General features: G+C 70.4%; 17 protein-coding genes and 2 pseudogenes. 6 read left to right on the top strand and 13 right to left on the bottom strand.

The annotated features are described in order from the left end of the window. Window positions 1–5: 5 nt before the first annotated feature. Window positions 6–1,043 carry a class II fructose-bisphosphatase gene (glpX, locus tag AQJ67_RS12330; protein WP_062718430.1) on the bottom strand — a complete coding sequence of 346 codons (1,038 nt, stop codon included), beginning with the start codon at window positions 1,041–1,043 and terminating at the stop codon, window positions 6–8. Window positions 1,044–1,171: 128 nt separating this feature from the next. On the opposite strand from glpX, the gene AQJ67_RS12325 reads away from it, so the two are divergent. Next, window positions 1,172–1,693, top strand: coding sequence for a DUF4245 domain-containing protein (locus AQJ67_RS12325; RefSeq protein ID WP_062718429.1), 522 nt, complete (start codon window positions 1,172–1,174; stop codon window positions 1,691–1,693). Between the two features lie 164 nt (window positions 1,694–1,857). Here the strand turns inward: AQJ67_RS12325 and AQJ67_RS12320 are convergent, their stop codons facing one another. The 4 genes and pseudogenes from AQJ67_RS12320 to AQJ67_RS12305 form a co-directional block, all read right to left on the bottom strand. Further along, a complete protein-coding gene (locus AQJ67_RS12320) occupies window positions 1,858–2,448 on the bottom strand; it encodes a malonic semialdehyde reductase (protein ID WP_062718427.1) in 591 nt (196 codons plus the stop codon). 159 nt (window positions 2,449–2,607) lie between these two features. Next, the gene (locus tag AQJ67_RS12315) at window positions 2,608–2,838 is read right to left on the bottom strand and encodes an exodeoxyribonuclease VII small subunit (protein WP_062718424.1); all 231 of its coding nucleotides are present in this window, start codon (window positions 2,836–2,838) and stop codon (window positions 2,608–2,610) included. Window positions 2,839–2,847: 9 nt separating this feature from the next. Then, on the bottom strand, window positions 2,848–4,128 hold the full coding sequence (xseA, locus tag AQJ67_RS12310; RefSeq protein ID WP_062718422.1) for an exodeoxyribonuclease VII large subunit: 1,281 nt from the start codon (window positions 4,126–4,128) through the stop codon (window positions 2,848–2,850). A gap of 297 nt (window positions 4,129–4,425) precedes the next feature. Further along, window positions 4,426–4,706 (bottom strand): annotated as a pseudogene (locus AQJ67_RS12305) (amino acid permease); the annotation flags it as partial. Window positions 4,707–4,931: 225 nt separating this feature from the next. On the opposite strand from AQJ67_RS12305, the gene AQJ67_RS12300 reads away from it, so the two are divergent. Next, on the top strand, window positions 4,932–5,957 hold the full coding sequence (locus tag AQJ67_RS12300) for a 4-hydroxy-3-methylbut-2-enyl diphosphate reductase (RefSeq protein ID WP_079055905.1): 1,026 nt from the start codon (window positions 4,932–4,934) through the stop codon (window positions 5,955–5,957). A gap of 29 nt (window positions 5,958–5,986) precedes the next feature. Further along, window positions 5,987–6,736, top strand: a complete 750-nt coding sequence (gene ppgK, locus AQJ67_RS12295) for a polyphosphate--glucose phosphotransferase (protein ID WP_062718415.1) — start codon at window positions 5,987–5,989, stop codon at window positions 6,734–6,736. A 49-nt stretch (window positions 6,737–6,785) separates the two neighbouring features. Here the strand turns inward: ppgK and AQJ67_RS45005 are convergent, their stop codons facing one another. After that, window positions 6,786–7,235: a DUF6542 domain-containing protein gene (locus AQJ67_RS45005; protein ID WP_341846151.1), complete on the bottom strand. Its 450-nt coding sequence runs from the start codon at window positions 7,233–7,235 to the stop codon at window positions 6,786–6,788. 658 nt (window positions 7,236–7,893) lie between these two features. Here AQJ67_RS45005 and ychF point away from each other — a divergent pair. Then, a complete protein-coding gene (gene ychF / locus AQJ67_RS12285) occupies window positions 7,894–8,982 on the top strand; it encodes a redox-regulated ATPase YchF (protein WP_062718411.1) in 1,089 nt (362 codons plus the stop codon). Window positions 8,983–9,140: 158 nt separating this feature from the next. On the opposite strand, the gene AQJ67_RS12280 is transcribed toward ychF, so the two are convergent. The 4 genes from AQJ67_RS12280 to AQJ67_RS12265 all read right to left on the bottom strand — a co-directional run bounded on the left by AQJ67_RS12280 (window position 9,141) and on the right by AQJ67_RS12265 (window position 14,833). Next, window positions 9,141–10,502 carry a hypothetical protein gene (locus AQJ67_RS12280; protein ID WP_062718409.1) on the bottom strand — a complete coding sequence of 454 codons (1,362 nt, stop codon included), beginning with the start codon at window positions 10,500–10,502 and terminating at the stop codon, window positions 9,141–9,143. Continuing rightward, complete coding sequence (locus AQJ67_RS12275; protein WP_062718408.1) at window positions 10,499–12,484, bottom strand: hypothetical protein; 1,986 nt, start codon at window positions 12,482–12,484, stop codon at window positions 10,499–10,501. Before AQJ67_RS12275 ends, AQJ67_RS12280 begins: the two co-directional genes overlap by 4 nt. Continuing rightward, a complete protein-coding gene (locus AQJ67_RS12270) occupies window positions 12,481–13,275 on the bottom strand; it encodes a toll/interleukin-1 receptor domain-containing protein (protein WP_062718406.1) in 795 nt (264 codons plus the stop codon). Before AQJ67_RS12270 ends, AQJ67_RS12275 begins: the two co-directional genes overlap by 4 nt. A gap of 313 nt (window positions 13,276–13,588) precedes the next feature. Further along, window positions 13,589–14,833 (bottom strand): helix-turn-helix domain-containing protein, encoded by a 1,245-nt coding sequence (locus tag AQJ67_RS12265; RefSeq protein ID WP_062718403.1) that lies wholly within the window; start codon window positions 14,831–14,833, stop codon window positions 13,589–13,591. 294 nt (window positions 14,834–15,127) lie between these two features. Here AQJ67_RS12265 and AQJ67_RS12260 point away from each other — a divergent pair, with 294 nt between their 5' ends. Continuing rightward, window positions 15,128–16,546 (top strand): ATP-binding protein, encoded by a 1,419-nt coding sequence (locus tag AQJ67_RS12260; protein WP_062718402.1) that lies wholly within the window; start codon window positions 15,128–15,130, stop codon window positions 16,544–16,546. Here AQJ67_RS12260 and AQJ67_RS50660 read toward each other — a convergent pair. Both AQJ67_RS50660 and AQJ67_RS12255 read right to left on the bottom strand, forming a co-directional pair. Then, window positions 16,437–17,234, bottom strand: coding sequence for a lactonase family protein (locus AQJ67_RS50660; RefSeq protein WP_425264147.1), 798 nt, complete (start codon window positions 17,232–17,234; stop codon window positions 16,437–16,439). The genes AQJ67_RS12260 and AQJ67_RS50660 overlap by 110 nt on opposite strands. A 477-nt stretch (window positions 17,235–17,711) precedes the next feature. Further along, a pseudogene (locus AQJ67_RS12255) lies at window positions 17,712–18,862 on the bottom strand (aconitase family protein). Window positions 18,863–19,270: 408 nt separating this feature from the next. On the opposite strand from AQJ67_RS12255, the gene AQJ67_RS44995 reads away from it, so the two are divergent. Next, entirely contained in the window at window positions 19,271–19,870 is a 600-nt protein-coding gene (locus AQJ67_RS44995; RefSeq protein ID WP_244190437.1) for an RraA family protein, read from the top strand. Here AQJ67_RS44995 and AQJ67_RS12250 read toward each other — a convergent pair. Further along, window positions 19,846–20,286 (bottom strand): nuclear transport factor 2 family protein, encoded by a 441-nt coding sequence (locus tag AQJ67_RS12250; RefSeq protein ID WP_062718397.1) that lies wholly within the window; start codon window positions 20,284–20,286, stop codon window positions 19,846–19,848. The genes AQJ67_RS44995 and AQJ67_RS12250 overlap by 25 nt on opposite strands. Window positions 20,287–20,289 lie beyond the last annotated feature (3 nt).

The raw sequence follows: 20,289 nt of genomic DNA, 5'->3' as shown, positions 1-20,289 counted from the left end.
CTTGTTCACTTCGCCCTGTCGAAGTCGATCGCGCTGTAGGCCCGCAGCTTGCTCAGCCGGTGCTCGGAGTCGATCCGCCGCACCGTCCCCGACTTCGAGCGCATCACGATCGAGTCGGTCGTCGCGTTCTCCGACCGGTAGCGCACCCCGCGCAGCAGCTCGCCGTCGGTGATGCCGGTCGCGACGAAGAACACGTTGTCCCCGGCGACCAGGTCGTCAGTCAGCAGCACCCGGTCGAGGTCGTGGCCGGCGTCGATGGCGCGCTGGCGCTCCTCGTCGTCCTTCGGCCACAGCTTGCCCTGGATCGTGCCGCCGAGGCACTTCACCGCACAGGCCGAGATGATCCCCTCCGGCGTACCGCCGATGCCGAGCAGCATGTCGACGCCGGTGCCCTCGCGCAGCGCGTAGATCGAGCCCGCGACATCGCCGTCGGAGATCAGCTTGATGCGCGCACCGGCATCCCGGATCTCCTTGATGATGCCCTCGTGCCGGGGCCGGTCGAGGATGACGACGGTGACGTCCTCGGGCGTGGACCGCTTGGCCTTGGCGACCCGGCGGATGTTCACGGACACGGGCGCGTCGATGTCGACGAAGTCGGCGGCCTCGGGGCCGGTGACCAGCTTGTCCATGTAGAAGACGGCGGACGGGTCGAACATGGACCCCCGGTCCGCGGCGGCGAGCACGGAGATCGCGTTGGGCATGCCCTTCGCGGTCAGCGTGGTCCCGTCGATCGGGTCGACGGCGATGTCGACCTCGGCGCCGGTCCCGTCGCCGACCCGCTCTCCGTTGAAGAGCATCGGCGCTTCGTCCTTCTCGCCCTCACCGATGACGACGACGCCGTTCATCGACACGGTGTGGACGAGGGTCCGCATGGCGCGTACCGCGGCACCGTCGGCGCCGTTCTTGTCGCCGCGCCCGACCCAGCGGCCGGCGGCCATCGCCGCCGCCTCGGTCACACGGACCAGTTCCAGGGCGAGGTTGCGATCGGGGGCTTCGCTGGGTACTTCGAGCTCGGACGGCAAATGATGATGATTCTCGGTCATCGGAGCGCACCTTTCTGATACGACGACGGCCGGATGAGGGTGACCGCCCTGACTCTATCCTCGGGCGCGCAGAATGAGCAGGGGGCCCCACGGATGAGCAGGCCAGGGCACCTGCGACGATAGGGGGCGTGGCAGGTTCGAACGGCAAGCAGAAGTCGGTCCGCAACATGGTGCTCTCCCTGGGAGTGACCGTGCTCGCGGCGGGAGTCATCTATCTCTTCGTTCCCCATGAGGACGGCGAGCCCGACCTCCCGCGGGTCGACTACCGCGTCGAGCTGCTCACGGCCCGTCGTGCGGCGTCCTACCCGGTGGTCGCGCCCCAGGGGCTGCCCGACAGCTGGAAGCCGACGTCCGTCCGCTTCAAGGGCGCCGACTTCGACGCCTGGCACCTCGGCTTCCATACCTCGGCCGGGGAGTACGTCCAGGTCGAGCAGTCGGCCGAGAAGCCGTCGACGTTCCTGGAGAAGGCCACCCAGGGAGGGCGGGCCACCGAGGTCACCGAGAAGATCGGCGACCGGACGTGGACGCGCTACACCGGCGGCCGCTACGACGCGCTCGTGCACCAGGAGAAGGGCGCGACCACGGTGGTGGCGGGCACGGGGTCGTTCGAGCAGCTGACGCAGATGGCGCAGGCCCTGAAGGCGGAGTGAGCCTGACGGTCGGACCGGCTGGCCGGTGTACCGACCGGCCACGTACCGACCGGCCACGTACCGACCGGCCGACGTACCGACCAGACGGTGGACCGACCGTCCGCGGCTGACGAAGAGGCCCTCGGCACACTGCCGAGGGCCTCTGTCGTGCCGGTCGGTTCAGCTCAGACCGTGGTGATGACCTGGTCGTACGCCAGGCGAGGGGAGCGCGGGTACCAGGCGTCGGCGCCCGGCTTGCCGATGTTGACGACCATCAGCGGGGTGTGGTCGTCGTCCAGGAACTCCTTGCGGACGCCCTCGAAGTCGAAGCCGGTCATCGGGCCGGCGGCAAGACCGGCGGCGCGGACACCGACGATGAAGTACGCGGCCTGCAGGGCGGCGTTCATCCCGGCGGCGTTCTCACGGGCCGCGCGCTCGCTGAAGAAGACGTCCTTGGCCTGCGGGAACGCCGGGAACAGGGTCGGCAGCTCCTCGTGGAACTCGTTGTCCGCGGACAGGATCGCGACCAGCGGGGCGGCGGCGGTCTTGGCCTGGTTGCCCTCGGCCATGTGCTGCACCAGACGCTCACGGGCCTCGGCCGAGCGGACCAGGGTGATGCGCAGCGGGGTCTGGTTGAAGGCGGTGGGGCCGTACTTGACCAGGTCGTAGATCGCCTGGACCTGCTCCTCGGTCACCGGCTCGTCGGTGAAGGTGTTCGCGGTGCGGGCCTCGCGGAACAGCAGGTCCTGGGCGGCGGGGTCAAGAACGAGAGACATGCGGGACTTCCTAGGGGTGACGCCTGGGTCCTTACCGGACCGCGGTCCGGATCGGCTGACGTCCCGAAGGTACGTCAAGGAAGGTTGATGCTTCAACAATAGCTGGGGTATAGTGATCCGCTTCACAGCGGCACGTCGCCCACACGCGCGCGTGCGCGGCTACTCGCCGCTCTCTTCCTCGGTCTCGCGCTCCTCGGCCAGCGCCGCGTCCAGCCGCGCCCGCGCCCCGTCCAGCCAGCGCCGGCACACCTTGGCCAGCTCCTCGCCCCGCTCCCAGAGCGCCAGGGACTCCTCCAGCGTCGTACCGCCCGCCTCCAGCCGCCGTACGACCTCGATCAGCTCGTCCCGGGCCTGCTCGTACCCGAGTGCCTCTTCCACCTTGCTGGTCATTCGCCCACCCTATGCATCGCTTCGTGCATCGCTTCGTGCGTCGCTTCGTGCGTCGCTTCGTGCGTCGCTTCGTGCGTCGCTCTGTGCTTCGACTCGTACGGAGAACTCACCCTCGGCGACCCGCGCCCGCAGCGCCTCGTCCGCCGTCACCTCGCCCGGGTCCCGGACCACATGCCCGTCGGCCCGCTGGAGCACCGCGTAGCCGCGCTTCAGGGTCGCCGCGGGGGAGAGGGCCACCACGCGTGCGTGCGTGTGCGTCAGCTCGGACTGGGCGCGGTCGAGGAGGTGGCCGACGCAGCGGCGGCCGCGTTCGAGGAGCGAGGCCACGTGATCGGCGCGCTCGTCGATCATCCGGTGCGGATCCTCTATCGACGGCCGCGCGAGGGCGTGCGCGAGCCCCCGCTCCTCGCGCTCGACGAACCCCTGGACACACCGCCGGGCCCGGTCGCGCAGCATCCGCACCCGCTCGTACTCCTCGCCCACGTCCGGTACGACCTTCTTGGCAGCGTCGGTCGGGGTGGAAGCCCGCAGGTCGGCGACGTGGTCTAGGAGGGGGTTGTCGGGCTCGTGCCCGATCGCGGAGACGACGGGGGTACGGCAGGAGGCGACGGCCCGCACCAGCTGCTCGTCGGAGAAGGGCAGCAGGTCCTCGACGCTGCCGCCGCCGCGGGCGACGATGATCACGTCCACGGCGTCGATCTCGTCGAGCTCCTTCACCGCCTGCACCACCTGCGGTACGGCGTGCACGCCCTGCACCGGGACGTTGCGGACCTCGAAGCGGACGGCGGGCCAGCGGTGGCGGGCGTTCTCCAGGACGTCCCGCTCGGCCGCGGAGGCCCGGCCGCAGACGAGGCCGATGAGCTGCGGGAGGAAGGGCAGCGGCTTCTTCCGCTCGGGCGCGAAGAGTCCCTCGGCGGCGAGGGACTTCTTCAGCATCTCCAGCCGGGCGAGGAGCTCGCCGACACCGACCGGCTTTATCTCGGTGGCGCGCAGGGAGAGCTGGCCGCGCGGGGCGTACCACTCGGGTTTGGCGAGGACGACGACGCGGGCGCCCTCGCTCACCACGTCGGCGACGTCATCGAACACCTGTCGGTACGCCGTCACGCTCACGGAGATGTCGTACGACGGGTCCCGCAGAGTCAGGAACACGACGCCGGCGCCGGGCCGTCGCGACAGCTGAGTGATCTGCCCCTCGACCCACACCGCCCCGAGCCGGTCGATCCACCCCCCGATGAGCCGCGACACCTCGCCGACGGGCAGGGGCGATTCGGGAGACGTGTTCACAGCCATGCGCCGAGCGTAACGGCCCCCACCGACAACCCGGCCCAGCCAACAGGGGTTCCTCGCCCCCGCCGCCCCTACCCGTCCCGTCCCTGGGGGCTGCCGCCCCCAGACCCCTGCTGTCGGCCCTTCGGGCCTCGTCCTCAAACGCCGGACGGGCTGAAAGATCCAGGCAATTTCAGCCCCTCCGGCGTTTGAGGAGCGGGGTCTGGGGCGGAGCCCCAGAAGGATGGGACGGGTAGGGGCGGCGGGGGCGAGGAAACGTCAGTGGGGAACGCCGGTGCCCCGTTGTGTCGCCGTCACCGCAACCCGCGCGTTCATCGCGATGCCCGAGAAGAGGTAGGCGACGGCCGGGATCAGCAGGTGGTCCAGCAGCGCCATCCACCCCGCGACGCGACGAAACCGGCCCGCGCACCGAGCCCCACGCGCGCGTAGGCGAACACCGACCCCGCCTGGGGAACCACCCGCACCATCTGCGCGTAGCTGAATGCGGTGAACGCCATCGCGACCGTCGCGACGAGGTGCACCAGCGCGACCGCCCCGCGCGAACGGGCGTCCAGCGTGCCGAAGACGCCGACCGGTGCCATCGGCGCGATGAACAGCAGCCCGTAGACGACCAGGTCGCGGAAGTCGAGGCTCCGGCGCAGCGCGTGTCCTTAGTCCGGCGTACGCTCCGCCGTGCCGGTTCCGGACATCACGCCTCCGCCAGTACCTCGTCCCTCACTCCGTTTCCCGCCCCTCACAGCCCACGGCCAGTCTGTGCACCAAGCCGTCACCCACGCGATCTTCGACCCGCCGAACGCACCCTTACGATGGGACGCATGACTGCTTCGCCTGGCCGCCGTGTCCTGCTCGCCGCCCCCCGTGGCTACTGCGCGGGTGTGGACCGCGCCGTGATCGCCGTCGAGAAAGCCCTGGAGCAGTACGGCGCTCCGGTGTACGTCCGGCACGAGATCGTCCACAACAAGTACGTCGTACAGACCCTGGAGAAGAAGGGCGCCGTCTTCGTCGAGCGGACGGAGGAGGTCCCGCCGGGGAACATCGTGATGTTCTCCGCGCACGGTGTCGCCCCCGTAGTCCACGACGAGGCCGCGCGCGGCAAGCTGGCCACCATCGACGCGACCTGCCCGCTGGTCACCAAGGTCCACAAGGAAGCCGTCCGCTTCGCGAACGAGGACTACGACATCCTCCTCATCGGGCACGAGGGCCACGAGGAGGTCATCGGTACGTCCGGCGAGGCACCGGACCACATCCAGCTGGTCGACGGCCCGGGCGACGTCGCCAAGGTCGAGGTCCGCGACGAGTCGAAGGTCGTCTGGCTCTCCCAGACCACCCTCTCCGTCGACGAGACCATGGAGACCGTCGACGCCCTGAAGGAGAAGTTCCCGCAGCTCATCTCCCCGCCCAGCGACGACATCTGCTACGCCACGCAGAACCGTCAGCTCGCCGTGAAGCAGATGGGCGCCGAGGCCGAGCTGGTCATCGTGGTCGGCTCCCGCAACTCCTCCAACTCCAAGCGGCTCGTCGAGGTCGCCAAGCTCGCCGGCTCCCGCGAGGCCTACCTCGTGGACTTCGCGAGCGAGATCGACGAGGCCTGGCTGGAGGGCGTGACGACGGTCGGCGTCACCTCCGGCGCCTCCGTCCCGGAGGTGCTGGTCGAGGAGGTCCTGGAGTGGCTCGCCCAGCGCGGCTACGGCGACGTGGAGCTGGTGAAGGCGGCCGAGGAGTCGATCACCTTCTCGCTGCCCAAGGAACTCCGCCGTGACCTGCGCGAGGAGGCGGCCGCGCTGATCGCCGAGCGCACCGGGGCCGCGGCCTCCGGCGACTCCGGGGAGTGACGGTCGGTCCCGCGTCGTAACGTAGGGCCATGCAGATCTTCGGCTTGGACATCGGTGGATCCGGGATCAAGGGTGCCCCGGTGGACCTCGACAGAGGCGATCTCGCTCAGGAGCGCTTCAAGGTGCTCACTCCGCACCCGGCCACGCCCGACGGGGTGGCCGACGGTGTGAAGCAGGTCGTCGAGCACTACGGCTGGACCGGGCCGGTCGGGCTCACCTTCCCCGGCGTGGTCACCGACGGATCCACGATCCGTACGGCGGCGAACGTCGACAAGAGCTGGATCGACACGGACGCGCGCGCGTTGTTCAGCGACCGCCTCGGCGGCCTCCCGGTGACCGTGGTCAACGACGCGGACGCGGCCGGCGTCGCCGAGATGCACTTCGGGGCGGGCCGCGACCGCCGGGGCACCGTGATTCTCCTCACGTTCGGCACGGGCATCGGCAGCGCGGTCTTCATCGACGGCCGCCTGGTCCCCAACACCGAGCTGGGCCACCTCGAACTCCACGGCCACGACGCGGAGAAGCGCGCCTCCAGCAAGGTCAAGGAGGACGAGGACATGTCGTGGGAGCACTGGGCCCACCGTGTCCAGAAGTACCTCGCCCATGTCGATATGCTGTTCTCCCCGGAGCTGTTCATCATCGGCGGCGGGGTGAGCCGCAAGTCCCACAAGTTCCTGCCCCACATCGAGGGCATCAAGGCGGAGATCGTCCCGGCGCAGTTGCAGAACAACGCGGGGATCGTGGGCGCGGCGATGCACGCGGCGGAGAAGGACGGCTGATCGAGGACGGGCCGTCGGCGGACGCGGGGCCGTCGGCCGACGGCCACGGTCATGTGGCGCGTCGTCGGGCCGCCGCCCTGCGTGCCACCTGGCGGACCCTTCGTGCGAGCACGATGAGACCGGCCGCCAGCGTCCCCCCGTACAGCCACCCGGCCTGGGTGGCGAGGGCGGTGAACAGCCCCATCAGATGACCGCCGATCCCGCCGCCCTCGTCGGCCAGCGGAACCAGCCCCACCGCGAACGCGATCGGCAGCACCACCGGCGCGGTCATCAGGTCGCCCCGGCGCACCCACACCGCGGTCAGTACGCACACCGGCACGAACAGCACGCTGTACACCGTGAGCGACGACCCGAGCAGCAGCGCGTCGAGGTGCCCGAGCAGGAACATCACGGCACCGCAGAACAGCCCGCAGCCGAGGCCCGTGAGCCGGGGGTTGGGGAACCGGCGTAGGGCCTGCCGCACGGGCTGCGGCGCCCCGGAGCGTCGTACCGCCCTCACCCCCGCCCCCGCTGACGCGGACGCCGGGGCCGTGCTCGGGCGGCGCTGGGAGACGGGCCGGGTGGCACGGACGGGCTGGGCGGACGCGGGGGGCCGGGGTGGCCGGCCCTCTGGACCGGGACCGGACGACCGGGAGGCCCAGACGGACCGCCCGCCCGGATCCCTTCCCTCGCTCACCTTGCTCACCCCGCTCGCACGGCTCGCACCGCTCACACCGCCCACCTCCGGCGCCCACCCGCCCCTGTCGCGCCTCGCACGCCCCTCGCCCCGCTCCACACCGTCCCCGTCGCCGATCCCGTTCGGCGCGAACCCGCGCTCACCCCGCCCCGCACCACCCCCACCCCGCACCGCCTGCGGCGGCAACGGTGGCGGAGTACCGCGTCGCGATCCGAACCCGGCAGGTCGCGCCCTGTCCTGCTCCACCGGTCCAACCTAGGTCGGTTTATGTGGCGAATTCGCCCTCGGACACACCTTGGGGCGGACCTTGGCCAGGTGTTCGATACGGCGCCCGGGGTCCGGCCCGGTACGCCGTAGACTGGTGGATCGGCCCGTACATCTGCGTCGTCGGCATCGTGTGCAGCATCTGCAGCGAAGATCGAGGAAGGACCGGGCCCCAGCCCAGCCCCCTGAAGTCCTCTCACGTACGGGAAGTCGCAACGTGTCGCTCACGATCGGAATCGTCGGTCTGCCGAATGTCGGCAAGTCGACCCTGTTCAACGCCCTGACCAAGAACGACGTGCTGGCGGCCAACTACCCGTTCGCCACGATCGAGCCGAACGTGGGCGTGGTCGGCGTCCCGGACCCGCGGCTGGCGAAACTGGCCGAGATCTTCTCCTCCCAGAAGATCCTCCCGGCGACCGTCGACTTCGTGGACATCGCGGGCATCGTGCGCGGCGCGAGCGAGGGCGAGGGCCTGGGCAACAAGTTCCTCGCGAACATCCGTGAGTCCGACGCGATCTGCCAGGTCATCCGCGCCTTCAAGGACGAGAACGTCGTGCACGTCGACGGCAAGGTCTCGCCCAAGGACGACATCGAGACGATCAACACCGAGCTGATCCTCGCCGACCTCCAGACCATCGAGAAGGTCCTGCCCCGGCTCCAGAAGGAGTCGCGGATCAAGAAGGACATCGCGCCGAAGGTGAAGGCCGTCGAGGAGGCCCAGGCGATCCTGGAGAAGGGCGACACGCTGTTCTCCGCGGGCATCGTCCAGGGCTCCGGCAACGAGGAGCTCCTGCACGACCTGCACCTCCTCACCACCAAGCCCTTCCTCTACGTCTTCAACGTCGACGAGGACGAACTGGTCGACGACGACTTCAAGGCCGAGCAGCGCGCCCTCGTCGCCCCCGCCGAGGCGATCTTCCTCAACGCCAAGCTGGAGGCGGACCTCGCCGAGCTCGACGAGGAGGACGCGATGGAGCTCCTGGAGTCCGTCGGCGCCGAGGAGCCCGGCCTCGCCACCCTCGCCCGCGTCGGCTTCAACACCCTCGGCCTGCAGACCTACCTCACGGCCGGCCCCAAGGAATCCCGCGCCTGGACCATCAAGAAGGGCGCCACCGCCCCCGAGGCGGCCGGCGTCATCCACACCGACTTCCAGAAGGGCTTCATCAAGGCGGAGGTCATCTCCTTCGCCGACCTGGTGGAGACCGGGTCGGTGGCGGAGGCGCGGGCGAAGGGGAAGGCGCGGATGGAGGGCAAGGAGTATGTGATGCAGGACGGGGATGTGGTGGAGTTCAGGTTCAACGTGTAGAGAGTGACGGACCGCTACGTCGCTTATCTGGCAAATATGCAGTTCAGACGGGGTCTGGCCCTTCGGGGCCGGGCCTCTGGTGCTTTCCCGTGCAGGAAGGGCTCCCCCGCCGCGGCGTGCGGTCAAGGGGAGCCCCGGAGAGCCGAGCGACTACCGGATCAGCTCCCGGCCTCGTCCTCATCCCGTGTTCGAGGTGCGGCGGGCCGGTGTGGGCTGTGCGAGGTGTCCCAGAAATGCGGAGGCGTCATGTCGTCGTCGCTCGTCTCCTGTCGGTCGTGGTTTCGTTCGCCAGCGCCGCTCTCCGCTATCCCCGGTGTGAACATGCCCGCGCCCGCGCCCGCGTCGGCATCCGGGTCCGCGGCCGCGTCGGCGAACGGCGAGCCCTCGGGGGCTGGGGAGCCCGGCGACCAGGGCCCCGTTATGTCGCCTTCGCCCGAAGGCGCACCCTCCGGCCCCTCGCTCCCGCCCTCGGCGGGCGTCGGGAGAACGGTCCGCCTGATCTCCTCGGCGGCCTCGTCCAGCCCGGCCGCTTCCAGGCTCCGCACCACGCGGTGCACGAACACCGTGTACTCGTCCATGTCCGGCTTCAGGCCCAGCGCCGCCAGCAACAGGAGCAGCCGATCCGAGACCCCTACTTCCTCCTCGCGGTCGAAGGCCCCTCCTCCCTGGCCGTCCCCGCGCCACAGCGGACCCCCTACGGTTGCCTCGCTCAGCGCGCTCACGGGCGGGACGAGCAGGTGGCGGAACAGCTCGGGCACCTCCTCGTCGTTTGCCGCCGCCGCGATCTGGGCGAGCGGGCCGATCATGTCGACGGCCTTCTCGATCTCGTTGTCGTGGCGGGCGAGCCACCACACCACCGCGCTGCCCGCGCTCTTGAGCACGTCGTCACCGAGATAGCGCCGCTTGTTGCGCTCGTGCTGACGTTCGTGCTCCCAGATCTCCTCGTCCTTGCGAAGGTCGTTCAGCTTCCGCAGGCGCTCGCGGTCGGCGTGGGCGAGGGTCAGCGTCACATCGGCCGCGAGGGCCTTGACCCGTCCGCTCCGGTCCGGGAGCGGGACTGCCAGCTCCCCCTCCAGGAGATACCGCGCGAAGCTCGCCCGGCCCGGCTCCTCACGGTGGACGACCTCAAGGGCCCGGCTGACGATCGAGGACACGGCGAGGGCAGGGGAGGATCCGTCGGACCGGTCAGGGTGGTCGGAGACCGGCCTCCACCACACGGTGGCGGAGAAGAGGAAGTCGTAGCCGGCCACGGCGCTCGGCAACGCCGCGTCCACCACCCGCGTCTCCTGGTACGGCGGCTCCGTCGGCGCGGCGGGTGGTTCGGGGTCCCCGGGCTCGGAAGGGGCGGCCGACGCACGGCCAACGCCGAGGGCCGTCGTCACCAGCAGCAGTGAGCCCGAGACCGTGACCATGGACATGAAGCCCCACAGCCACGCCGACCAGTGCAGGAGGTTTCCGAGCCCAGCAGGTGCGAGGCCGCAGAGAGCGACGAACAGCAGGCTGGGAAAGCGGTGCTTCATCGTTCCTCTTCCGTGATCCGTGGTCCGGCGCCCGCACGCTCCGTACTCTCTGTGCGGGCGTACTGCGCGTGGTCGATGTGCTGCCAGAAGAGGGCGGCGACCGCCGCCCGGGTCGGGTGGCGAGCGGGCCCCGCCCACGCGCATGCGATGGTGTAGAGGCGGTGGAGAGCGGCCGTGCGGCCGTGCGTGGCCTCGACCATCACGCTCAGCGCCATCTCCCGTGTACCGTCGCGCGCCGCGGCGTTCAGCCAGCCGCTCACCAGCGGGTTCCAGAGCTCCGTCGGTGGCTGGGAGAAGACCGTTCCCCAGCCCTGGAACAGGTCCGGCCACGGTGGCGGGTTCGGTGCCCGGTCGCTCGTCAACAGCCCCGTGAGCAGCCGAAGATGGGGTTCTGCCCTGCGCGGCTCCTGATGTGTCCGGTGCCGCAGGCGGTCGATCAGCAGCCGGTAGAGCCGACGGTCGCCGCCGGCGAGGTCGAGAAGTGCCTTACCGGCCTCGCGCGCCGCCAGCCCCTCCCGTACAGCGAGGTAGTGGAGCCGCACCATCGCCTGATCCGGGTGCGTCGCGCCGAGGCTCTGAAGGCAGGCGGCGGTCAGGACGCGGACAAGACCGTCCGACAAGGGGCCCGACGTCACACACTTGTACATCCGGTTGCGGAACCATCCTCCGAACCCCTCGTGGCTGAGGCCGAGTTCAAGGGCCGCCACGGCTCGCGGGTCGCAGGACGCTCCGGTCGCGCGGTCGGCCCAGTGCACCACGACGTCGAAGAGGTGGTCGGGCCGTCCGACTGCCAGGGACCGCTCGCCGAAACGGACGACGACGTTCACCTGGTCGTCGGTGGTCAGACCGCGCAGCCCGGCGGCCTGGCCGATCCAGCTCCTGAGGTCGTCGCGCACTCCGGGGAAGTTCGCCCAGAAGTACGTCCGGACCGCGTCCGCGTAGGCCAGTCGCTCGAAGCGGAGCCGACTGTCCGGGCCTCGTTCGATCCCGAGCGCCGCCAACCGCTCCCCGAAATCCGTGCGCGCGAGCTCGGTCGTCGCCTCTTCCTCGTGCCCCACCGTCCTCATCAGGCCGTGCCACGCCTCGTAGACGGCGTCGGCGCGAGCCTCTTCGAAGACCGCCGTCGCGAGGAGCAGGGCCCGCTCGGGCGCAGTACGGACCGTGGCCATCTGTCGGCCCACCTCGTCGGCACGGTCGGTCAGCGCGTGTATCGCCTGGTCGAGCCATCCCGCGAAGTCGGTGCCGAACCGGCCACTGTCGCGAGCGGCTCTCACCAGCCCCGCGAGCCGCGCCAGTTCCCGCATGGGGGAGCGGTCGCACAGGTGCTGCAGGTCAGCGCTGACCAGGTCCGCGGAGCTAAAGGCCATCCGGTCCATGCGGAGGTGCCGAGTGACGACGGCGACGCCCCGGGGACGCCCCAGCGTCACTGTGTGCGGTTCGAGGTCCGGCGAGTGCGCGTGCTCCATGCCCGAGGGCAGGACGACGACCATGTGGGCCCCCGCGTCCTGGACCTGTGACCGGTGCACGGCCAGGCGGCGCTGGGCCGTGGCGTACGCCTCCTCGTCGGCGATCCCGGAGAGGTCGAGGAGGTAGCGGTCCCCCTCACCGGGAGCGAAAGGCAGCTCCTCCTTCTCCGTGGCGGGAAGCTCATCGAACCGGCCGCCCTCGTCGTCGGCGCCCCCGTCCTCACCGAGCCCGTGCAGCAGCATGATCGCCGCGGCGCGGCGGCCGCTGCCGGGCGGAGCCTCCAGCAGCACCACCGATCCGGGCTTCTCCAAATGGTCGGCTGCGACACGATAGCCAACAGGCCGAACGAACCGGTCGGCCAGGCGCACCCGGTCCTCGCGGACGATCCGGAGGGACTCGACCCCTCTGCGGATCATCCAATCCGTGCCGACGCCATAGAAGACGTACTGGTGCCCCACTCCGCTGTTCACGGGACCACGCGGATCGTTGACGGTGACGCGGTCCTGCTCGGTCATCGTCCGTCGTCCGAGCGCCGACTCTCGCGCTCGAAGCGCTGGTGGACCGTACCGCTGTTGTCCCCGGCCGTGAACTGGACCCCGGTGTTGTCGCCCTGGAAGTGGGGAGCGTTGTACTGGTGTCCCCGACCGGTGTTCACGGGCCCCTGTGGCTCGTTGACGAAGGTGCCGGACAGGTCTCCGTTGAGGTTTCCGATGCCGCCGCGCACGCGCTGCTCGACGTCGCGCGTCCGCATCGTGGTGTGCTCGGCACCCTGGGTCGGCTTCTTGCGAGCCTTGGTCTCCGCCCGATCCTGTCCGGCACGGGCGTCGCGGTCCACCGCGCCCAGCTCGGGCAGCAGCCGGGCGAGGGCGTCGCCGAGCGTCGCCAGGTCCGACTCGGCGTTGCGGTGGTCGAACCTCCTGTACTGGCAGTCCGCCAGCTCCCGCAGATCGTCCGGGAGGAGGGAGGGGTCGATCCGCGTGGTCTTTCCGACGAGCAGGGGGATCACCAGGATTCCTCGGTCGAGCGCGGTCTGAATCTCGCGACGGGTCCAGTCCTGTGGGGCTTCGAGAGCGGGGCGGCCGTCGGACCTATGCACCTCCGCCCAGCGAGGGCCGATCACGGCGAGGAGCGCCTGGCACTCCTCTACCGCCCTGACCAGCTCCGCCGGGAAGCGGTGTCCGAGCTCTATCGAGTTGCTGGCGAAGAAGATCCGCTCGCCGCCGAACCGCCGGGCGAGCTCCCGAGCGATCATGGTGGCCGCGGATTCCTCATCGCCCGTGCGGTAGTTGACGAAGACGTCGGGCATGGAGGTTCCCTTCGTGAGCGAAAGACGGAAGACGGGGGCAGTGGGTACGAGCCGGGGCCGCGGACCGGGACGTCGGTCCGCCCGACCCATGAGGTCCCGACCGTGTGACGGCGTGACGGGTCCACGGGAGGGCGTATGGGTGAAAGCGCGCCGCCCGCTGCGCTTCTGGCCTTCGGCAGCCCGAAGAAGCCGGGGAGCGGTGCGACGTGTCGGAGGGGACTGGAGGATCCCGGCGGGGCGTGGGATCCGGAGGGCCGAACCGGGTAGCCCGGTGTGCCTGCGGCTTGACCCGGCGTCGGTCGTGGAGCCGGTTTCAGCCGTGCGTCGGGGCCAGTACCCGTGCCAGCGACGGCTGCAGATCGCGTACGGCCCGGCTGCTCCGGAAGCGGGAGAGCTCCCGCGCGAGACGCCGGATGTCGCTGTTCACCGTCGCCGAGGGCACTGCCGGCATCACCCCCAGGAGCTCCTCGGCGATCACGCACGCGTGATCGACCTCTCCGGAGGCGGCATGGGCCAAGGCCCTGCGGAAGCCGTACCGGGCGCGGGTGCGCAGCGCGTGCGGCGGGAGGCGGCGGCACTCCCGGTCGAGGACCTCGGCGGCGGCCTTGGGGCGACCGAGGTCCTGCAGGCACCAGCCGGTCGTCATCGCCGCCGGATCGCTCACATGGGTAGTGCCGATCACGGGCTCGGCGCCGCTGCGGGCGTCGTCGCTGTCGAGCAGTTCTCGCGCCCTGTCGAGGCTGCGGAGGCAGTCGCGTTCGTCGCCGACGAGCGCGTGTCCCTGCGCCTCCCGCTGTGCCGCGAGCCCCCGGATGCGCGGTGGGAGTTCGTCACTCTGGGCCCGGCGGGCCAAGGCGACGGTGCCCGCGGCGTCCCCGCCGTAGAACGTGACCAGGGCGCGCCGCACGAGTGCGTAGGAACCGAGGTAGGGATCGCCCCCGGCACGCGCCAGTTCGGCGGCCTCACCGGTCCAGCCGAGCGCCGCGCCGCTGTCCCCGGCCTCCTGGGCCATCCAGCCGGTGAACTCCGCGAACCGCGACGCGAGCAGAAGCGCGGGCGTCCGCGTGGCGGCCGGGGAGTCGGCGGCCAGCCCGGCGACCGTGCGCGTCTGTGTCTCCAGCAGGGGAAGCAGGACCTTCGGTGCGGTGGACTGGCCGAGCTTTCGCAACTGGTCGAACTGCTCGCGGAAGGAGGGGAGGAGGGGGCTGGCGGCGGCGGAAGGCTGACAGCCGAGCTTCAGACCGAGGTCGATCAGCGCTCCCGTACCCGCCGCGAGGACCTCCCTGCGCCCGACGAGCCAGGGGCTCTGGGTGGCGGGTGTCTCCGTGGTGTCCGAGCGGGTCTCGGGGCGGATGACCAGGCGCTGCAGCTGGCCGTTCGCGCTGAGGAAGGCGTCGCACCGGCGGGCCAGCTCTGGGGAGGCGGAACGCTCCCCGCGCTCGACCTTGCTGAGGTGCCCCTTGTCGTAGTTGAGCGCCACGGAGAACTCGGTCAGAGTCAGTCCCGCCTCCTGTCGTAAACGGCGAAGTTCCGGGCCAAAACGTAAAGCTGCGCTCATTGCTAGGCTCCCCCTTCAACAGTGGCCACAAGAACAGAGCAAATGCCGAACACTCCACGTGACGGATCCGTTCCGCTTCGCATTCAAGAGCGAGTTTGGCATGAGGTGCGCCTTGAGAATCGAGGTTCGACGGGGTTGCCCGTTGCCTCTTCTGTTCCTCGATGTTCTCCGTCTGCCCCTGCCCGTGACTGGAGCCGACCACGATCGGGCAAAGTGATCGAGAATAGGCCCTGGAGATACTAACGTGCATGTTAGTAACGTGGCCGTTAGTCTCATGCCTGGAGGTCGGCGGACATGGCGGAATTTGTAGGCCGTCGGCAGGAACTGGCGATCTTGGAGCGAGAGCTGCACAAGGTGGCGGCAGGGGTTGGCGGGGAGCGTCCCGGCCGGTGCGTGATGTTGCGTGGGCGGCGCCGGGTGGGCAAATCGCGGCTGGTCGAGCGGTTTGCGGAGCGCTCCGGAGCTCCGTTCTTGTTCTACGCGGCCACAGGTGCATCGCCTGGGAACGATCTCGCACGGCTGGCGCGGGACGCCCAGGCATCGACGTTGCCACTGGCGGGGCTGGTGGCTGCCGCGCGCCCGGAGAGTTGGGACACCGCGTTCGATGTGCTGGCCGCGGCGCTGCCCGCCGACCGGGCGAGCGTGCTGGTCATCGACGAAGTGCCGTACCTGATGGATGCCGATGGCGCCTTTGAGGGAATGCTGCAGCGGGCCTGGGACCGGTTGCTGGAGACCAGGCCTGTGCTGCTGGTCCTCATTGGCTCGGATCTTTCGATGATGGAGGCGCTGAACAGTTATGGACGGCCTTTCCATCAGCGTGGTCGGGAGATGGTGCTCGGGCCGCTGAACCCCGCCGAGGTGGGGAAAATGATCGGGCTGGAACCGGCGGAAGCCTTCGACGCCGCGCTGGTCACCGGCGGGCTGCCGCTGATCTGCGCGGAGTGGCCGCACGGTGCAGGGCTGTGGGACTTCCTCGGCGAGGCCCTGCATGACCCCGTTTCGGCCCTGCTGGTATCGGCTGAGCGCTCGTTGGCTGCCGAATTCCCTCCGCAGGCTCAGGCGCGTACGGTGCTGGCCGCCATCGGCAGTGGCGAGCGGACCTTCACCAACATTGCCCGTGCGGCCGGCGGGATCGGGGCCACGCCGCTGCAGCGAGCGCTGGAGCTGCTCACCAACAAGCGGATCGTCGCTGCGGAGCTGCCCGTATCGCTGCGTCCCTCGAAGGATCGCCGCTACCGGGTGGCAGATCCCTACCTGCGGTTTTGGCTGCACCTGCTCGGCCCCTCCATGGAGGAGATCGAGCGAGGGCGGGGTGATCTGACACTGGCGCGGATCCAGGAGAGCTGGACGAGTTGGCGCGGCCGGGCGATCGAGCCGCTCGTCCGCGAGTCCCTCGCTCGGGTACTGCCCGACGACCGACTCCCCGCGGCGCCCGCGGTGGGCGGCTATTGGACCCGCACCAACGACGTCGAGATCGACATCGTCGGGGCGGACCGCGCCCCGATCGCCAAGAGGATGATCTTCGTCGGCTCCATCAAGTGGCTGGAGCACTCGCCCTTCGACCGGCACGACCTGGCAGCTCTCCATCGGCACCGGGCCGCCCTCACCGGTGAACCTGTTCCCGTCGTGGCGGTCTCGCGCAGCGGAGTCGACTGTCCGGGGCTCGATGCCGCCTACGGTCCCGGCGATTTGCTGACTGCTTGGCCGCTGTGAGTGGGGGATCGCGGGCGAGGGCCGGAGTTGGTGAGCGATTCCGCTTCAGTGCCTTGGGCGGCTGAGACCTGTGCAGGAGCCCGGGGCCGCTGCCGTACTCACACCCCGCGCCACACGACGGAGGCGGGGGAACCGGCCTCGGCGACGACGCCGAGGGGGTGCAGGTGGCGGCCCCGGTGACGAGGGTGTAGCCGACGATGGTGTCGGTGACCTCGTTGGCGGCGAAGAGTCGTCGGCCGGACGGTTCCAGGCCGAAGAAGCGCGGTCGGATGCCCTGGGTGGAGACCCAGCTGACGGGCTTGAGGCCGCCGTGGTGTTCGACGGTGAAGACGCCGAGGGTGTCGGGGTCGGGTCCGCCAGGAGTGGAGTCCCCTGCGCCGCTTCGGTTGGAGGCGTAGACGTGTCCGCCTCTGGGGGAGACGGCGATCTCGGCGGCACGGGTGTCGCCGGTTGTCGACGGCTCGGTGGAGGCGAGTGTCTGGAGAGGCGTCAAGGTGCCTGCTTCCGCGTTCCACCGGTAGGTGTGAACGGTGGAGCGGAGTTCGTTGACGACGTACGCCAGGGGACGGTGCGGGTGGAACGCGATGTGCCGGGGGCCTTCCGCCTCCCTGGTCCGGACCCAGCCCGGGTCGTTGAGGGCCAGCGCACCGGTCGTGGAGTCGAGGGTGGCGACGAAGACGCGGTCCAGGCCGCGGTCGGGTATCGCAAGCCAGCGCCCGGTGGGTCGACGGTGTCGATCAGCGTCAAGGTGCCGTAGGACGGGTCGACGGCGAAGGCACTGACACTCGTGGCGTCTCCGTGGACGGCGTACAGGCGGGTGCTTTCGGGGTTGAGAGCGAGGAAGGACGGGTTGATCGGGATCGCGCCGGGCGGCGACGGTGTGATCCCAGGTGTCCTGTCCGGTGTCCACCCGCCACACGGTGATGCCGGCGCCGCGGGTGTTGCGCTGCCTGCTGGCCCGGGAGCCCACGTAGGCGTACTGCGTACTGATCGGAGAGCGTCTGCCGGGAATCGAGGCCGTAGGCGGGTGGGTGGCCGCCGATGCCAGGGGGGCGCCGGCCGACGCCAGCAGCACCGCCCTTCGAGAAGGCCGAGCAGGCTGAGAAGGCCGAGCAGGCTGGGAAGGCTGGGAAGGCTGGGAAGACCCGGCGTTCATGGGTGTACCTCACTGGTCGGTGCCCGTCGCACCTGAGAGCAGGCCGCGAAGGACGTACGGCATGACCCCGCCGTGGCGGAAGTAGTCGGCCTCGCGGGGGGGGGCAGGCGGACCCGGGCGGTGAACTCGCGGCCGTCGGCGAGGACGCGGACCGTGGCGGGGACGTGTCCGGTGTTGAGGGTTTCCAGCCCTGAGACGGTGATGGTCTCGGTGCCGGTCGGGGCCAGGTCGCGCGGGCCGCTGTCGACGAGTTCCAGGGGCAGGACGCCCATGGCGATCAGGTTCGAGCGGTGGATACGTTCGAAGGACTGCGCGATCAGGGAGCGGACGCCCAGCAGCGCGGGCCTCTTGGCGGCCCAGTCCCGGGAGGACCCACCGCCGTAGTCCCGGCCGGCCACGACGACCATGGGGACGCCGGCCGCACGGTAGGCGGCCGCCGTGTCGTGGATCGAGTCCTCGCGGCCGTCCGCGAGGAAGTTGCGGGTTCGGCCGCCCCGGGTGCCGGGTGCCACCTGGTTGCGCAGCCTGACGTTGGCGAACGCGCCCCGCATCATCACCTGGTGGTTGCCGCGCAGGGAGGCATATGTGTTGAAGTCCCCTCTGGGTACGCCGAGTTGTGCGAGATAGTCGGCCGCCGCACCGGCAGCGGTGATGGCGCCGGCCGGGGAGATGTGGTCGGTGGTGACATGGTCGCCGAGTTTTATGCACGTCATGCAGCCGAACCCGGCCAGATGGAAGCCGAGGGCCTCCAGATCCTGGACGAGGCCGGCCCGCCGGAAGTAGTCCATAACGGCCCGCGAGCCGGGGCTGAGGGTGGTCTTGACCCAGGGCTTGCTGCGCAGTCCCGCCCTGACGGCGTTGCGGGCGAGCAGACCGGCGCCCACCATGACCGCCGGGTTGGAGGTGGTGGTGCAGGACGTGATGGCCGCGACCGCCACCGCGCCGTCGGACAGCTCGTGCGCGGTTCCATCGATGACGACAGTGGAGGTGTTCGAGGTGTTCGAGGTGTTGGAGGTGCCCGAGGTCCTCGTGTCGTCGCTCTCGCTCTGGCGGCGGACGGCGTCGACGGCGCTGCGGAAGCGGGACTTGGCCTGGTCCAGGGGAACGCGGTCCTTGCCGATGACTCCGTGGGCCCGCAGGAGCTCGGTGAGGGTGAGCACCAGGTCGGTGGCCGTGGCTCCGGCGGGGAGTACTTCTTCGGCGCCGCGATGACGTCCTTGTACGCGGCGGGGTAGTACGAGGGCGCCTTGCCGGACTCGATGACGTTGTCGGTGCCCGGCTCGTCCTGGCCGGCGCCGCAGGCGGCGACGAGCAGGAGGGAGGCCACGGCGCCGAGTGCGAGGGCGGTCCGGGACCGGCGGCGGGGTGCTGCCGCGGCGGCCCGGCCCGCGTCCGGCGCGGTTCCGCAGGGGTTAGCGGTCGTGCTCTTCCTCCTTGAAGAGACCCGACGTACGCCTCAGGTAAGTCGCCGCAACAGTGACGGTTAGGCGGTGACCGGCGGCGCGTCCGTCCCGCACCGAACCCGGCGCGCCTCGCGGTGGACCCCGACACCGACCCTGGAGTTGCAAATGCACAGGACATCCCCGATCGCCACCGCCGACCTCGCCGACGAGCACGGTGACCAACTGTGGGTCTGTGACGTGCAGTTCATCTCGTACGGCGCCGTCCACTCCTTCGCCGGCCCGGTGCGCGCCCTCTCCTGCCCCGGCGACAACGCCCTGCTGCACGAACTGCTCCGCACTCCCGGCGAGGGCTGTGTCGCGGTCGTCGACGGTGGAGCCTCGCTGCGCACCGCGCTCCTCGGGGACCTGATGGCCGAGCGGGCACGTGACAACGGATGGGCGGGAGTCGTCGTGTACGGGGCCGTCGCGACAGCGCCGTCCTCGCCGGCATGGACATCGGCGTCCACGCCCTGGGCACCAGCCCTCGCAAGAGCGGGAAAGCGGGCGCGGGCGCCGTCGACCTGCGCGCGTCGTTCGGCGGGGGCAAGTTCACCACCGGTGACTCCTGCACGCCGACCACGACGGAGTCGTCCTGCTGCCGGGCGCCTGACGCTCGCGCCCACGGGCATCAGTGGTCCGCGCCGCGCCTCCAGGCCGGGCTCGTGCCGGGGAGCCCGGCGGGGTGTCCGGCGGGGTGCCCGTCAGGCAGGGAACACGTGGTCGTGACTCACATGCCGGGAGCGCAGGAGCAGGTCGCCGTTGTCGTCGCGGACCAGGACGTCGTGGACGACGCAGCTCGGGCCGAACTCGGGTTCCTTGACGTCGGCGTGGACGGTGAGGACCAGGCAGTAGCTGGTCGCCGTGAGGGAGCCGTCGGGGGACTGGGTGACGGCCACGTGGTTGAACCAGTGCCGGCGCTGGATCTTGCGGGCGTCGAACTTCTGGTGGAAGTCCTCCAGGACGGCGAGGATCCCGGCACGGGTGTGGGCGGCGGGCAGCGAGGGGGAGTGCTTGAACTCGCCGTCCTCGGTGAAGGTCGCGGCGTAGCCCGCGAAGTCACGGCCGTCCAGCTTCTGCATCTGGTGGCCGTAGAACGACAGGACCTCGGCGTACAGGCCGGTGGGAAGCGCGGTGATGGTCATGCG

This window comes from Streptomyces caeruleatus (assembly GCF_001514235.1).
Lineage (GTDB): Bacteria > Actinomycetota > Actinomycetes > Streptomycetales > Streptomycetaceae > Streptomyces > Streptomyces caeruleatus.
This window is presented reverse-complemented; position numbering and strand designations above follow the sequence as displayed.